Genomic DNA, 14894 nt, shown 5'->3' with positions numbered 1-14894 from the left:
GCTGGTGACCCAGTCGACGATCTTGCGCTCGCCGGTGCTGGTCTTCTGAAGCGCCGGGTGGCCGAGGTCGACGCCCGAGTCGAGGACGCCGATGGTGATGCCGCGGCCGTCGGCCTTCGGGTGGTCCTTGACGAAGTCCACCGCGCCCGTCTCGAAGGCGGGCTGGTAGGGGTTCTTCGCCGGGGTCTTCGCATCGGGACCGGGGTACGTGGTGGAGCCGTGGCCGGGGCCCTGGCCGGGGCCGTGACCCGGACCGTGACCCGGGCCCGCCGGGGAGCCCTTGCCGCCGCCGGGCGCCGGGGACGGGTCGTCGAGGACGATCTCCTGCTTGAGGTCGATCGCCTGCACCGACGTCAGCTTCTGCGCCGCCGCGATCGCCGCGTCCGCCGTGCCGATGGGGACCGTGGCGCGGACGTAGCCGAGGCTGTCGTAGGTCCGGTCCACCGACGCGCCCTTGAGGGCGTCGAGCGCGTCCGAGATCTGCTCGGTGGAGCCCTTCTCGGTGGCGATCATGAAGGTGACGGTCTTGTCGCCGCCGGCCTTGGCCTCGGCGAGCAGTCTGGCGTCGGCCGCTCCGAGCTTGTCGTGAGCGGTCTTCACCGCCGCGTCCGCCGGGTCGCCGGCGGTGTCGGCGAATGCGCTGGAGGCCGAGATTCCGGTCGTCGTCAGCGCGGCCACCAGGCCCGCCGCGAGGGCGACTCGGACCACGCGCCCCTTCCCGCGTATGTGGTCGAAGGACATGGGCTTCCTGTTCACGTTGTCGGTGCTGAGAGTTCGACCACTGTGCAACAGAAGGCGGAGTTCTTTACAGGCAGCACAAGTTGGGCGTTCGGGAAACAGCGCCCCTACGGCGTAAATGGACGGCGCCGGGCGTGCCGAAAGGGGGGAAGTGCGGGGAAGCGCCCGATGTGATCACGCCGAGAATTTACAGTTCCGCAACAGTGCCAGATGTGTTCCAAAATTCGGATATCGCCCCACACGCGTCGCGAACGGCGTGCGTCGACGCGGCACTTCACTCCGACTCCGCGAACCGCACACAGGTGCTGCCGCGAACGGCCCCGCGAGCAGGGACGCAGCCCGGTCCGTCCTGCCCGCGGCTTCGTCCGCAAACCTGCCCCGCCGCAAGCGACCGCGCCCTCATCGCAGGCGCCGCAACCGGGGGCCGCTCCACCGTTCTCACTGAACCCCGGACCGGTTTTGCGGTCTCCGCGAGAACAACCACCGCTGATGTGCGCCGTTTGCCGCCAGGTCCGCCCGGAACACGCGTGGACACGACTCCCAACACCCTCCCGGCGCATTCCGTTCGCCACTGAACTCTCATATTCGCGGCGGGAGTTGTGTGCCGATCCGGGCGAGCGACAACCGGCCACCGCCTGGCCGGGCGCGACGCCGAGCCGGCCGCTTGCGGCCGGTTCACGCGCTGTGCGTGCGCGCGGACGGCTCGGACGCCATCCGGGCGCTCCGCACGGCGAACTGACCGACGGTTCGGACCGGGCACCCGTAGGGCCGGCAGTCGGCGGGGAGGGGGACGGTTGCGCACCGGGGTACGTGTCCGGCGACAACCGCCCCGGGAGCGGCGGACGCGAGTCGGCGGTGTCTTGATGGTGTGCGGCCGCCGTGCGGGCCGTCAGGCCACGCTCCGGCGCATCGCGCCGCCACGCCGGGTGAGCAGGCCGCCCTCGGGGAGGCGGCCCCGGATCCTCGGGACGCCGGTGGCCGATCGTCCCGGATCCGAGGGCGGCGACCTCGTCGTGCTCCGGTGGGGCGGGTGGGACTCGAACCCACGACCGACGGATTATGAGTCCGCTGCTCTAACCGGCTGAGCTACCGCCCCGTACGGCGTGCCGTCACCATCTCGTGCACGCCGTCTGCCGCAGCATAGCTGCTCATACGATCTGTCGCCCTCGCGGGTGGCATTCGCACCACCCGGTGGACGCCGCGCGCCACGCGATCGGTTCCCCGGGGTACGAAAAAGGGCCCCCGCGGGGGCCCTTGACCGCTGCTCCCCCGACTGGACTCGAACCAGTAACCTGCCGGTTAACAGCCGGCTGCTCTGCCAATTGAGCTACAGGGGATAGAGGAGCGCGAGCTCCCCCGACTGGACTCGAACCAGTAACCTGCCGGTTAACAGCCGGCTGCTCTGCCAATTGAGCTACAGGGGATCGCTCCGCTTGCACCGAATGCACCCGTTTCCGGCATCCCGGACGGCGTGCGCTCGCTGCGACACATACATTAGCGCAAGGTGGGGGGTGCTCCGCCAACCGGTATCTGCGTGGTTGTCCGCAGGCCACCACGGGTAGGCGCGGAGCACAGCCCCGAGACGAGGAGAGGGTGGAGCCATGCGCTACCGGCTGACGTTCATCAGCGGGGTCGCCGTCGGTTACGTGCTCGGGGCGCGGGCCGGCCGCGACCGGTACGAGCAGCTGCGCAAGAGCGCCCAGCGCCTCGCGCAGAACCCGGCGGTGCGGAACTCCGTGGAGTCCGCGGGGCAGGCGGGGCGCGGGGCGGCCGTCAAGGCCGTGGACGCGGTGACCGCCAAGGTCGGGGACCGGCTGCCACACGCGGTCACGGAGCGGCTGCGCCGGGTGCGCGGCAACGGCTCGGCCGTCGAGGACGACTGGGGCACCAGCAACACCTGACCTCGATCCGGCCCCGGTCCGGCGCGGGCGGGCTTCGGTGCGGACGCCCGGTTTTCCGCCCTCCGCGCCGGGTGCGGCATGATGCCCGCATGGCGATTGTGGCGGGCATCGACAGCTCGGGCACCGGCACGACGGTGGTCGTGTGCGACACCGGCAGCGGAGCCGTGCTCCGTCAGACGCATGCCCCGCACCCCCTGCCGGGCGGTGAGGGCGGCGCCCTGCCGACCGAGATCGACCCCGAGGCGTGGCTGCTGTCGCTGGGGGAGGCGGCCAAGGGCGGGATGCTCGAGGGCGTGGAGGCCATCGGTGTCTCAGGGCAGCAGCACGGGGTGCTGGCGCTGGACGCCGGCGGGGCGCTGGTGCGGCCCGCACTGCTGTGGAACGACAAGCGGGCGCAGATCCAGGCCGCCGACCTGACCGCGGAGCTGGGCGGGCCCGGCGCCTGGGCGGAGGCGGTCGGGGCGGTGCCGCAGGCCGCGTACCCGGTGGCGAAGCTGCGCTGGCTCGCCCGGCACGAACCGGCCTCGGCGCAGCGCACCGCCCAGGTGCTGCTGCCGCACGACTGGCTGGTCTGGCAGCTGATGGGCCGCCCGTCACGGCGTACGACGGACCGCGGCGACGCCTCGGGCACGGGCTACTGGTCGGCGGCGGCGGGCCGGTGGCGCACGGACATCGTGGAGCTGGCCCTCGGCCACCCGGTGCAGCTGCCCGAGGTGCTGGCCCCCGCCGAGGCGGCCGGCCGGACCCCGGAGGGGCTGCTGATCTCGGCCGGCACCGGGGACAACATGGCGGCCGCGCTCGGTCTGGGCGTGGGGCCCGGCGACGCGGTGGTGTCGCTGGGCACGGCCGGGACGGTCTTCGCGGTGCACCACCACGCGCTGAGCGACCCGACCGGCACCATCACCTCCTTCGCCGACGCGACCGGCCGCCATCTGCCGGTGGTGCACACCCGCAACGCCGTGCGGGTGCTGCGCGGCACCGCCGAGCTGCTCGGCACCGACCTGGCCGGCCTGTCGGAGCTGGCGATGCGCTCCACGCCGGGTTCGTACGGCCTGGTGCTGCTGCCGTACCTGGAGGGCGAGCGCACGCCGGACCTCCCGCACACCGCGGGGACGCTGCACGGGCTGCGGCGCGAGAGCATGAAGCCCGAGCACCTGGCGCGAGCGGCGTTCGAGGGGATGCTGTGCGGGCTGGCGGACGCGCTGGACGTGCTGCGGGGGCGCGGGGTGGAGGTGCGCCGGATCTTCCTGCTGGGCCCCGCGGGTGATCTGCCCGCCGTACGGGCCATGGCCCCGGCCCTGCTGGGCGCCAGGATCGTGGTGCCGCCGCCGGGCGAGTACGCGGCGCTTGGCGCGGCGCGGCAGGCTGCGTGGTCGCTGGGTGTGGTGAACGGCACGGCCGGGCCTGACCAGCCGCCGCAGTGGCATCCCGCGGACTTCACCGTCGTCGATCCCGGGCCGGACGACGGGCCGATCGGGCACTCGGTGCGGCAGCAGTACATCGCGGTGCGTGAGCAGACGCATCCGGCGGCTTTCCCAGGTTGAGCCTGGGGTCGGCCATGAGCCGGTAAATCATATGCCTGGGGCAACCATCGGACTATATGCTCGCCCGTTGTGCTGATCCGTCTGCTCCGCCCCCATCTGCTGCCCTACCGGCGCGCCGTGTACGCGCTCGTCGTGCTGCAGCTCGTGGCCACCCTCGCCATGCTCTACCTGCCCACCCTGAACGCCGACATCATCGACGAGGGGGTGGTGAAGGGGGACACCGGCTACATCTTCCGGACCGGCGGCATCATGCTCGCCGTGACCCTGGTCCAGCTCGCCTGCTCGGTGGGCGCCGTCTACCACGGGGCCCGCACCTCGATGGCCGTCGGCCGGGACATCCGCGCCTCCGTCTTCGACCGGGTGCAGCGCTTCTCCACACGCGAGGTCGGACAGTTCGGCGCGCCCTCGCTGATCACCCGGACGACCAACGACGTCCAGCAGGTGCAGATGCTGGTGCTGATGACCTTCACGCTGATGGTCTCGGCGCCGATCATGTGCTTCGGCGGGATCATCATGGCGCTCGGCCAGGACGTGCCGCTGTCCTCGCTGCTGCTCGCGGTGGTGCCGGTGCTGGGCGTGCTGGTGCTGCTGCTGGTGCGCAGGCTGCGTCCGCTCTTCCGTTCCATGCAGACGAAGCTGGACGCGGTGAACCGGGTGCTGCGCGAGCAGATCACCGGCATCAGGGTCATCCGTGCCTTCGTCAAGGACGACTTCGAGCAGGAACGCTTCCGCCGGGCCAACGACGACCTGACGGACGTCGCGCTGCGCGCCGGGCGGACGATGACGCTGCTGTTCCCGGTCGCGATGGCCGTGGTGAACATCACGAGCGTGGCCGTGCTGTGGTTCGGCGCCCACCGCATCGACAGCGGCGGCATGCAGATCGGCGCGCTGACCGCCTTCATCAGCTATCTGATGCAGATCCTGATGTCGATCATGATGGCCACCTTCATGGTGATGATGGTGCCGCGCGCCGAGGTCTGCGCCGAGCGCATCGAGGAGGTGCTGGGCACCGACCCCAGCGTCACCCCGCCCACCGCGCCGGTACGGCTGCCGGCGCGGCGCGGCGAGCTGGAACTGCGCGCCGCGGACTTCGCCTACCCGGGAGCCGAGGCGGAAGTGCTGCGCGGCGTCGACCTGCTCGCCCGGCCCGGTGAGACCACGGCGGTGATCGGCTCGACCGGCAGCGGCAAGACGACCCTGCTGGGCCTGGTGCCGCGCCTGTTCGACGCCACCGGGGGCCAGGTGCTGATCGACGGCACCGACGTCCGCGAACTGGACCCGGTGCACCTCGCCGAGACGGTCGCCCTGGTCCCGCAGAAGCCGTACCTGTTCTCCGGGACGGTCGCCTCCAACCTGCGCTACGGCAACCCCGAGGCCACCGACGAGGACCTCTGGCACGCCCTGGAGATCGCGCAGGCCCGGGACTTCGTGGAGCGGCTCGCCGAGGAGGGCGGCGGCTCCGGACTGGACGCCCCGATCGCCCAGGGCGGCACCAACGTCTCCGGCGGCCAGCGCCAGCGCCTCGCCATCGCGCGGGCCCTGGTGCGCAGGCCCTCGATCTACCTCTTCGACGACTCCTTCTCCGCGCTGGACTACGCCACCGACGCCGCGCTGCGCCGGGCGCTGGCCCGGGAGACGGCGGACGCGACGGTCGTGATCGTCGCGCAGCGGGTCAGCACCATCCGCGACGCCGACCGGATCGTGGTCCTCGACGAGGGCCGTGTGGTGGGCACCGGCACCCACCTCGAACTGATGGACAGCAGTCCCACGTACCGGGAGATCGTGCTCTCCCAGCTCACCGAGCAGGAGGCGGCATGAGCGTCCCCGCGCCCCGGAGGGGGCCAGGACCCGCGGCGGGTCCGATGCGTTTCATGAACGGCCAGCCCACCGAGCGGTCCATGGACTTCAAGGGCTCCGGCAAGCGGCTGCTGGGGCTGATGCGTCCCGAAGGCGCCCTGGTCGTCGCCATGCTGGCCTGCACGACGGTGGGCGTCGCCCTCAACGTCATCGGGCCGAAGGTGCTCGGCAAGGCCACCGACCTGATCTTCGCCGGGGTCCTCGGTCGCTCGCTGCCCGCCGGCACCGACAAGGCCCAGGCGATCGAGCACCTGCGGCAGCAGGGCAGCGGCACCCTCGCCGACCTGCTGCAGTCCGCCGACTTCACCCCGGGCGCCGGGATCGACTTCGACGCCGTGGCCCACGTGCTGCTGACCGCCCTCGCGATCTACGTGGCCGCGGCGGTCTTCGCGATCGTCCAGGGCCGGCTCGCGACGACGGTCATCCAGCGCACCGTGTTCCGGCTGCGCCAGGACGTCGAGGAGAAGCTGGCCCGGCTGCCGCTGTCGTACTTCGACCGGCAGCCGCGCGGCGAGGTGCTGAGCCGGGCCACCAACGACATCGACAACATAGGCCAGACGCTGCAGCAGACGATGGGGCAGATCATCTTCGCGCTGCTGTCGATCGTGGGCGTGCTGGTGATGATGTTCTCGATCTCCTGGCTGCTGGCGCTGGTGGCGCTGGTCACCGTGCCGCTGTCGGTGTTCGTCGCCACCGCGGTGGGCAAGCGCGCCCAGCCGCAGTTCGTGCGGCAATGGGCGACGACGGGCAGGCTCAACGCCCACATCGAGGAGATGTACACCGGGCACACCCTGGTGAAGGTCTTCGGCCGCCAGGAGGAGTCCGCGCAGGCGTTCCGCGAGCAGAACGAGGCGCTCTACCAGTCGGGCTTCCGGGCGCAGTTCATCTCGGGCGTCATCCAGCCCGCGATGATGTTCATCGGAAACGTCAACTACATCCTGGTCGCCGTGGTGGGCGGGCTGCGGGTGGCGAGCGGCGCGCTGTCCATCGGCGACGTCCAGGCCTTCATCCAGTACAGCCGGCAGTTCAGCCAGCCGCTGACCCAGGTGGCGAGCATGTCGAACCTGGTGCAGTCCGGGGTCGCCTCCGCCGAGCGCGTCTTCGAACTGCTCGACGCGCAGGAGCAGAGCCCGGAGCCGAAGTCCCTCGGCCCGCGCGGGGAGCGGCGCGGCGAGGTCCGCTTCGAGGACGTGGCGTTCCGCTACGAGCCGGACAAGCCGCTCATCGAGGACCTGTCGCTGGCCGTCGAACCGGGCCACACCGTGGCCATCGTCGGCCCCACGGGCGCGGGCAAGACCACCCTGGTCAACCTGCTCATGCGCTTCTACGAGGTCACCGGCGGGCGGATCACCCTCGACGGCACCGACATCGCGGCCATGCCGCGGGAGGAACTGCGCTCCGGTATCGGCATGGTGCTGCAGGACACCTGGCTGTTCGGCGGCACGATCGCGGAGAACATCGCGTACGGAACGGAGGGGGCCACCCGCGAGCAGATCGAGGAGGCCGCGCGCGCCGCGCACGCGGACCGCTTCATCCGCACCCTGCCGGACGGCTACGACACCGTCATCGACGACGAGGGCACAGGTGTCAGCGCCGGCGAGAAGCAGCTGATCACCATCGCGCGGGCGTTCCTGTCGGACCCGGTGATCCTCGTCCTCGACGAGGCCACCAGCTCGGTCGACACCCGCACCGAGGTACTGATCCAGCGGGCCATGGCGCAGCTCAGCCACGGCCGGACCAGTTTCGTCATCGCGCACCGCCTGTCCACGATCCGCGACGCCGACGTCATCCTGGTGATGGAGAGCGGCGCCATCGTCGAGCAGGGCGCGCACGAGGAGCTGCTGGCCAAGGGCGGTGCCTACGCCCGGCTGTACGCGGCGCAGTTCGCCCAGGCGGTCGCGGAGGTCGACTGACCGCCCGCCCGGCCACGACGCGAGCCCCCGCCGGCCCGGCCGGCGGGGGCTCGCGTGCTCAGTCCAGGTAGCCGCGCAGCTGGTCGGCGAAGGCGTGGTCGCGCAGCTTGCCGAGGGTCTTGGACTCGATCTGCCGGATGCGCTCGCGGGTGACGCCGAAGATCCGGCCGATCTCCTCCAGGGTGCGCGGCCGCCCGTCGACCAGGCCGTAGCGCAGCTGGACGACCTTGCCCTCGCGTTCGCCGAGGGTGGACAGCACCGCCTCCAGGTGCTCGCGCAGCAGCAGGAAGGAGGCGGTCTCCATGGGCGAGGCGGCGTCGCCGTCCTCGATGAGGTCGCCGAGGGCGACGTCGTCCTCCTCGCCCACCGGGGCGTGCAGGCTCACCGGCTCCTGCGCCAGGCGCAGCACCTCGGTCACCCGCTCCGGGGAGATCTCCAGGTGGGCGCCGACCTCCTCGGCGGTGGGCTCGTACCCGCGTTCCTGCAGCAGGCGGCGCTGGACGCGGACGACGCGGTTGATCAGCTCCACGACGTGGACCGGGACCCGGATGGTGCGGGCCTGGTCGGCCAGGGCGCGGCTCATGGCCTGGCGGATCCACCAGGTCGCGTACGTGGAGAACTTGAAGCCACGGGCGTAGTCGAACTTCTCCACGGCGCGGATCAGCCCGAGGTTGCCCTCCTGGACCAGGTCGAGCATGGTCAGGCCGCGGCCCACGTAGCGCTTGGCGACGGAGACGACCAGGCGGAGATTGGCCTCGATCAGGCGGCGCTTGGCCATCCGGCCGAGGACGACCAGCCGGTCGAGGTCGACGGCCAGTTCGGAGTCGGGGTCGGCGGCGCTGTTCAGCTTCTCCTCGGCGAAGAGGCCGGCCTCGACCCGGCGGGCGAGCTCGACCTCCTCCTCGGCGGTGAGCAGGGGTATCCGGCCGATCTCGCGCAGGTACTGGCGGAACAGGTCGGCGGACGGGCCGGTGACCTCACCGCCGGGCTGCCGCCGCAAGGGGCCCGGGCCGGGATCCGACACGTCGGGATCGGCGTCCGGGTCGGGAGCGGGCACGGGGCCGGAGAGCGCCTCGGCTTCGGCCTCGATGTCGGGCTCGATGTCGGGCTCGGCTTCGGCCTCGATGTCGGGCTCGATGTCGGGCTCGGCTTCGGCCTCGATGTCGGGCTCGGGCGCCGCCTCGGGGTGCACAGCCGCGTGGTTCTGCGCCGGCACGCGCTCCAGCAGGTCGTCGGCCGGGGTCGCCGGGGTCGCCGGGGACGTCAGGGTCCGGATGTGCACGGGAGCGACCTCCACGGTGAGCACGGCCACGGATTCGGAGACGCGCGCCGACGGAACGGTCGCGGCGCCCTCGCCGCGGCCCGTCCGGGAGTTCGCCGTCAGCGGTACCCCGGTGGCGTCACCGTCGACACCGCTCCGCAGCCCGCGCTCCGAGGACTCTTGCACCGCCCCCAGTGTGGCGTACGGCACACCGCGCCCACGAGGGGCGTGCGCGGCTTTTCTGTGACCGAGGGCGGCCTTCTGGTCACCCTCCCGTCGACGGCCGCCCCGCGCGGGCCGGCTCAGAGGGCGGCGGCGCCCTGTTCACGCAGGCGCTGGCCGTACTGCTGGAGCGCCCACAGCTCGCCCTGGACGGCGGAGAGCTGCGCCTCGTCCGCGTGGGGGCCGAGCCGGGCGAGGGAGGCCCGGACCTCGGCGATGCGGCGGTCGACCGCGAGCAGGCGGACCCGGACCAGGACCTCGCCCGCGTAGATGTCGGGGGCCTTGTGCATCACGGCCTCGACGGCGAGTTCGGTCACCATGCTGCGGACCGTGTCGTCCGGCGCGACGTCCCGCACCCGGGCCAGGTAGCCCTCGTCCGCGGACTCGGCGCCGCCCGCGTCGGCGATGGCACGGCGCACGGCGGTGTAGGGCGGGGCGGTGAACTCGTCCTCCCCGTAGGCGTCGAAGGCCGGGGAGACCAGCCCGGGGTGCTGCAGGGCCAGCTTGAGCAGCTCGCGCTCGACGCGGTGTGCCGGGCTGCGCAGGTCCAGCCGGGGGCCGCGCGGCGCCGCGGGTCCGGCGGGGGCCTCCGGCCGGGCCTGCGGCGGACCGCCGCGGCCGACCGGGGCGGCGGGGCCCGTCGGGCCGCCGGACTGGCGGCGTTCGCGTTGCCAGCGGGCGAGCTGGGCGACCCGGCGCACCACGAACTGCGAGTCGAGGATGCCGAGCATGCCGGCGAGCTGCACCGCGTACTCGTGCTGGATGGCGGCGTTCTTGATGCCCGCGACGATGGGCGCGCCGGCCTCCAGCGCGGAGGCGCGGCCCTCGGCGGTGTCCAGGTTGTAGCGCGCGACGGCCGACCGCAGCGCGAAGGCGAACAGCGGAGTGCGGGTGTCCATCAGCCGCTGCACGGCCGCGTCGCCCTCCGCCAGGCGCAGTTCGCAGGGGTCCATGCCGCCGGGAGTGATGGCGATGGAGGTCTCGGCGGCGAACTTCTGGTCGTCCTCGAAGGCGCGCAGGGCGGCCTTCTGGCCGGCCTCGTCACCGTCGAAGGTGAAGACGACCTCGGCGGCCGCGTTGTCCATCAGCAGACGGCGGAGGATCTTGATGTGATCGCCGCCGAAAGCGGTGCCGCAGGTGGCGATGGCGGTGGTGACGCCCGCGAGGTGGCAGGCCATGACGTCGGTGTAGCCCTCGACGACCACAGCGCGGCTGGTGCGGGCGATCTCCTTCTTGGCCAGGTCGATGCCGTACAGGACCTGGGACTTCTTGTAGATCGGCGTTTCGGGGGTGTTGAGGTACTTCGGTCCCTGGTCGTCCTCGCGCAGCTTGCGCGCGCCGAAGCCGATCACTTCGCCGGTGATGTCGCGGATGGGCCAGATGAGCCGGCCGCGGAAGCGGTCGATGGCGCCGCCCCGGCGGCTCTCGCTGGCCAGCCCGGAGACGATCAGCTCGCGGTCGGTGAAGCCCCTGCCCCGCAGGAAGCGGACGAGGTGGTCCCAGCCCGCCGGGGCGTAGCCGACGCCGAAGTGCTCGGCGGCGGCCTGGTCGAAGCCGCGCTCGGCGAGGAACTTCCGGCCGATCTCGGCCTCGGCGCCGCCGAGCTGCTCGACGTAGAACTGCGCGGCCGCCTTGTGCGCCTCGACCAGCCGGATCCGCTCGCCCTGCTGGCGGCCCGGGGTGTAGCCGCCCTCCTCGTAGCGCAGGGTGATGCCCGCCACGGCGGCCAGCCGCTCGACGGCCTCGGAGAAGGACAGGTGGTCGACCTTCATCACGAAGTCGAGGGTGTCGCCGCCCTCCTGGCAGCCGAAGCAGTGGTAGAGCCCCTTGCTCGGGCTCACGTGGAAGGACGGGGACTTCTCGTCGTGGAAGGGGCACAGCCCCTTCAGATTGCCGCCGCCCGCGCTCCTGAGCTGCAGGTACTCGGAGACGACGGCGTCGATCGGGACCGCGTCCCGCACCGCCTTGACGTCCTCGTCCCTGATCCGCCCAGCCACGGAAGGATTCTACGGCGCGGGCCGCGGAGGGTCAGACCGGCTTGGCGACGAAGAGGTAGTGCGGCCCGGCCGGCTCCAGCACGAACTCCTCGCCCACCGCCGTGAAGCCCTGCCCCTCCCAGAAGCCGCGCGCCGAGGTGCGGCCGTTGCACCACACCAGCTCGGCCCCGCGCTGCCGGGCCTGCTCCAGGGCTGCGTGCAGCAGCGCCGAGCCGTAGCCGCGGCCGCGCACCTCGGGTGCGCTGGCCATGCCGCGGATCCGGTAGGCGATCGCGGCATCGCCGGGCAGCTGCTCGGGGAAGAGGGTGACGCACGCCACGACCTCGTCGCCGCCACCGTAGGCCGCCATGTGGAAGGCGAGCGGGTGGCCGTCCTCCAGGAAGATCGCCGACTCCCGCGGGAGCCCCGGCCGCAGCACCCTCCACCGCAGATCGAAGATCTCCTCGACGGGTACGACGGCGGTCCTGGGCTTCATGGCAGTCATGCTAGGCGGTCGCCCCGGCGCTCACTCCAGCAGGGAGGCCAGCGGCACCGTCGGGTCGGCCAGCGCGTCGGTGTCGACCCGGCGGCCGGAGCGGATCAGTTTCTGGACGGTGTCGGTGACGTCCCAGACGTTGACGTTCATCCCGGCCAGCACCCGGCCTTCGCGCAGCCAGAAGGCGATGAACTGCCGCTTGCCCATGTCGCCCCGGGCCAGTACCTGGTCGTAGGTGCCGGGGGCGGCGTGCCCGGAGAACTCCATGCCCAGGTCGTACTGGTCGGTGAAGAAGTACGGGACCCGGTCGTGGACGACGTCCCGGCCGAGCATGGCGCGTGCCGCCGCCGGGCCGCCGTTCAGCGCGTTCGCCCAGTGCTCGACCCGCAACCGGCCGCCCATCAGGGGGTGTTCGGCGTTCGCCACGTCACCGGCGGCGAAGATGTCGGGGTCCGAGGTGCGCAGGGACGCGTCCACCGCGATGCCCCCGCCCGCCGCGTCGTCGGCGAGGGCGAGTCCGGAGGCCTCGGCGAGGGCCGTGCGCGGAGCCGCCCCGATCGCGGCGAGCACGCCGTGGGCGGGGTGCTCCTCGCCGTCGTCGGTGAGCACCGACAGCACCATGCCGTCCTGGCCGGTGATCTCGGTGAGCCGTGCGCCGAAGTGGAACCGCACCCCGTGCTCGCGGTGCAGGTCGGCGAAGACCTCCCCCAGTTCGGGGCCGAGCACCGAGAACAGCGGGCAGGGCTGCGGCTCCACGACCGTCACCTCGACGCCGTAGGTGCGGGCGGCCGCCGCGACCTCCAGGCCGATCCACCCCGCCCCGGCGATGACCAGATGGCCGTTCTCGCGCCCGAGGGAGGTCAGCACGTACTTCAACCGCTCGGCGTGCGCCAGGCGGCGCAGGTGGTGCACCCCCGCCAGATCGGTGCCGGGGATGTCCAGCCGGCGCGGCTCGGCGCCGGTGGCCAGCAGCAGTCTGTCGTACGGGAGCACCGTGCCGTCGCCGAGGATGATCCGCTTGGCGGCCCTGTCCAGGCCGGTGACAGGCTGCCCGAGATGGAGTTCGACGTCGTGCTCGGCGTACCAGGCGGCGGGGTGGACGAAGAGCGAGTCGCGGTCCTCGTTGCCCAGCAGGAAGCCCTTGGAGAGCGCGGGCCGCTCGTAGGGGTGGTCGCGTTCGTCCCCGATCAGTATCACGCGGCCGGTGAAGCCCTCGGAGCGCAGCGTCTCCGCCGCCTTCGCCCCGGCGAGCCCCGCCCCGACGATGACGAATGTGTGGTCTGCGTCCACCACTGTGCGCCTCCTGGTGTCCTCGGGTGCCCTGTGGCCCCTCCCTCTGGCACATGCCAGTCATGTGAGCGTCCCGCACGGCGGGGCCGACGTGAAGAGTGCCGCGCCGACCGGGAGCCGGGGCCGAGCGGCTCGCGGGGGCGGGCGGGGGTCCACCGGGGGCTCACCTCGGGCACACCCGGGAGCTCACCGGGGGGCGGTGAGCCGGGCGTGGAGGGCCGTCGCGGCGGCGTCGGTGAGCGAGGCGATCTGGTCGACGACGGCCCGCTTCCGGGCCCGGTCGTCCTTCGCCGCGTCGAAGATCCCGCGGAACTGCGGGTCCAGTCCCTCCGGCGCCCGCGCCATCAGGGCCTCGGCGAGCTCCCCGATGACCACGCGCTGCTGGGCGCGCCGCCGCTCCTGCGCCGCGCGCTGCATGACGTACCGGTCGGCGACCGCCTTCAGCACGGCGCACTCCAGGCGCTGGTCGCGCGGGACGACCAGTTGGGCGCGGTAGCGGGTGAGCCGGCCCGTGCCGTAGGCGTCGCGGGTGGCGCGCTCGGCGGCCAGGCAGAAGCGGCCGATCAGCTGCGAGGCGGCGTCCTTCAGCCGGGCCTGGGCGATGGCGGAGCCGTCGTAGCCGTGCGGCCACCACTCCATCCCCAGCAGGCGGTCCAGGGCCTCGGCGAGCTCGTCCTCGGCCGCCCCGGGGGCGTAGCGGGCGGCGGCGACGGCGAAGATCTCACGGCGCTCGGGCTGGGCGCGCAGCACCGCCGGGTCCAGATGGCCCGCGTGCAGCCCGTCCTCGACGTCGTGGACGGAGTACGCCACGTCGTCGGACCAGTCCATGACCTGTGCCTCGAAGCACTGCAGATGCGGGCGGCCGGCGGGGGCCGTGCGGCGCAGCCACTCGAAGACGGGCAGGTCGTCCTCGTACACGCCGAACTTCGGGCTGTGGGGGTCGGTGGGGTGTCCGCCGCGCGGCCACGGGTACTTCGTCGCGGCGTCCAGCGCCGCCCGGGTCAGGTTGAGGCCGACGCTGACGAGGGCGCCGTCGTCGGCGTGGGCGAAGCGCTTGGGCTCCAGCCGGGTCAGGATGCGCAGGCTCTGGGCGTTGCCCTCGAAGCCGCCGCAGCCGGCGGCGACTTCGGAGAGCACCATCTCGCCGTTGTGGCCGAAGGGCGGATGGCCGAGGTCGTGGGCCAGGCACGCCGTCTCGACGAGGTCCGGGTCGCAGCCCAGGGCCGCCCCGAGCTCCCGGCCGACCTGCGCGCACTCCAGGCTGTGCGTCAGCCGTGTCCGCGGGCTGACGCCCATCGCCCGGGCGTCGTCGACCGGGTCCACCACCTGGGTCTTCCCGGCCAGCCTGCGCAGTCCCGCGGAGTGCAGCATGCGGGCCCGGTCCCGCTGGAACGACGTGCGGCCCGGCCTCTTGTCAGGCTCGGGCACATAGCGCTCGGTGTCGGCTTCGCTGTAGGGGGCGTGGTCGGCCGCCGCGGGGTGGTTCGCGTCCATACCGCGACGGTAGCGGGCGCGACCGGGCAGCGGCGGCTACACCGTGGCGGCCTGCGCGGCGGCACCCGGGGCAACCCGCTGCCGAGCCGCGCGGAGACGCGGGAGAAGGAGCTGTGCCGTGCTGTCGAAGCGGTCCGGTCCTGGCGCGCCGTGCGGCTCCTCGGCCGTCATGCACCCGAGTGTCGCGACCGGGGGTTGCGGA

At 72.7% G+C, this 14894-nt stretch carries 9 protein-coding genes, 3 tRNA genes and 1 pseudogene; 4 read left to right on the top strand and 9 right to left on the bottom strand.

The annotated features are described in order from the left end of the window. The 4 genes and pseudogenes from ACRWND_RS16945 to ACRWND_RS16930 form a co-directional block, all read right to left on the bottom strand. Nucleotides 1–741 (bottom strand): annotated as a pseudogene (locus ACRWND_RS16945) (S8 family serine peptidase); the annotation flags it as partial. A 1019-nt stretch (nt 742–1760) separates the two neighbouring features. Next, nucleotides 1761–1834, bottom strand: a tRNA-Ile gene (locus tag ACRWND_RS16940). A 168-nt stretch (nt 1835–2002) separates the two neighbouring features. After that, a tRNA-Asn gene (locus ACRWND_RS16935) sits at nt 2003–2075 on the bottom strand. 14 nt (nt 2076–2089) lie between these two features. Then, a tRNA-Asn gene (locus ACRWND_RS16930) sits at nt 2090–2162 on the bottom strand. A 177-nt stretch (nt 2163–2339) separates the two neighbouring features. Here ACRWND_RS16930 and ACRWND_RS16925 point away from each other — a divergent pair. The 4 genes from ACRWND_RS16925 to ACRWND_RS16910 all read left to right on the top strand — a co-directional run bounded on the left by ACRWND_RS16925 (nt 2340) and on the right by ACRWND_RS16910 (nt 7953). Next, nucleotides 2340–2639 carry a YtxH domain-containing protein gene (locus ACRWND_RS16925; protein ID WP_431950102.1) on the top strand — a complete coding sequence of 100 codons (300 nt, stop codon included), beginning with the start codon at nt 2340–2342 and terminating at the stop codon, nt 2637–2639. 89 nt (nt 2640–2728) lie between these two features. Beyond that, nucleotides 2729–4183: an FGGY family carbohydrate kinase gene (locus ACRWND_RS16920; protein ID WP_431950100.1), complete on the top strand. Its 1455-nt coding sequence runs from the start codon at nt 2729–2731 to the stop codon at nt 4181–4183. Nucleotides 4184–4252: 69 nt separating this feature from the next. After that, nucleotides 4253–6001: an ABC transporter ATP-binding protein gene (locus tag ACRWND_RS16915; protein ID WP_431950098.1), complete on the top strand. Its 1749-nt coding sequence runs from the start codon at nt 4253–4255 to the stop codon at nt 5999–6001. A gap of 53 nt (nt 6002–6054) precedes the next feature. Continuing rightward, entirely contained in the window at nt 6055–7953 is a 1899-nt protein-coding gene (locus ACRWND_RS16910) for an ABC transporter ATP-binding protein (RefSeq protein ID WP_431950096.1), read from the top strand. A gap of 58 nt (nt 7954–8011) precedes the next feature. Here the strand turns inward: ACRWND_RS16910 and ACRWND_RS16905 are convergent, their stop codons facing one another. The 5 genes from ACRWND_RS16905 to ACRWND_RS16885 all read right to left on the bottom strand — a co-directional run bounded on the left by ACRWND_RS16905 (nt 8012) and on the right by ACRWND_RS16885 (nt 14692). After that, nucleotides 8012–9400 (bottom strand): RNA polymerase sigma factor, encoded by a 1389-nt coding sequence (locus ACRWND_RS16905; RefSeq protein ID WP_431950094.1) that lies wholly within the window; start codon nt 9398–9400, stop codon nt 8012–8014. Nucleotides 9401–9516: 116 nt separating this feature from the next. Next, the gene (gene dnaG, locus ACRWND_RS16900) at nt 9517–11433 is read right to left on the bottom strand and encodes a DNA primase (RefSeq protein ID WP_431950092.1); all 1917 of its coding nucleotides are present in this window, start codon (nt 11431–11433) and stop codon (nt 9517–9519) included. Between the two features lie 31 nt (nt 11434–11464). Beyond that, on the bottom strand, nt 11465–11908 hold the full coding sequence (locus tag ACRWND_RS16895; RefSeq protein WP_431950090.1) for a GNAT family N-acetyltransferase: 444 nt from the start codon (nt 11906–11908) through the stop codon (nt 11465–11467). 30 nt (nt 11909–11938) lie between these two features. Continuing rightward, nucleotides 11939–13201, bottom strand: a complete 1263-nt coding sequence (locus tag ACRWND_RS16890) for an NAD(P)/FAD-dependent oxidoreductase (protein ID WP_431950088.1) — start codon at nt 13199–13201, stop codon at nt 11939–11941. Nucleotides 13202–13384: 183 nt separating this feature from the next. Beyond that, the gene (locus ACRWND_RS16885; protein ID WP_431950086.1) at nt 13385–14692 is read right to left on the bottom strand and encodes a deoxyguanosinetriphosphate triphosphohydrolase; all 1308 of its coding nucleotides are present in this window, start codon (nt 14690–14692) and stop codon (nt 13385–13387) included. Nucleotides 14693–14894 lie beyond the last annotated feature (202 nt).

This window comes from Actinacidiphila sp. bgisy167 (genome assembly GCF_965342175.1).
Lineage (GTDB): Bacteria > Actinomycetota > Actinomycetes > Streptomycetales > Streptomycetaceae > Actinacidiphila.
The sequence above is the reverse complement of the archived record's forward strand: the minus strand, read 5'-3'. Positions and strand labels throughout refer to the sequence as shown.

Coding starts and splice junctions, on each gene's coding strand:
- ACRWND_RS16925 (WP_431950102.1), top strand. CDS start 2,340: ATGCGCTACCGGCTGACGTTCATCAGCGGGGTCGCCGTCGGTTACGTG.
- ACRWND_RS16920 (WP_431950100.1), top strand. CDS start 2,729: ATGGCGATTGTGGCGGGCATCGACAGCTCGGGCACCGGCACGACGGTG.
- ACRWND_RS16910 (WP_431950096.1), top strand. CDS start 6,055: ATGAACGGCCAGCCCACCGAGCGGTCCATGGACTTCAAGGGCTCCGGC.
- ACRWND_RS16895 (WP_431950090.1), bottom strand. CDS start 11,908: ATGAAGCCCAGGACCGCCGTCGTACCCGTCGAGGAGATCTTCGATCTG.
- ACRWND_RS16885 (WP_431950086.1), bottom strand. CDS start 14,692: ATGGACGCGAACCACCCCGCGGCGGCCGACCACGCCCCCTACAGCGAA.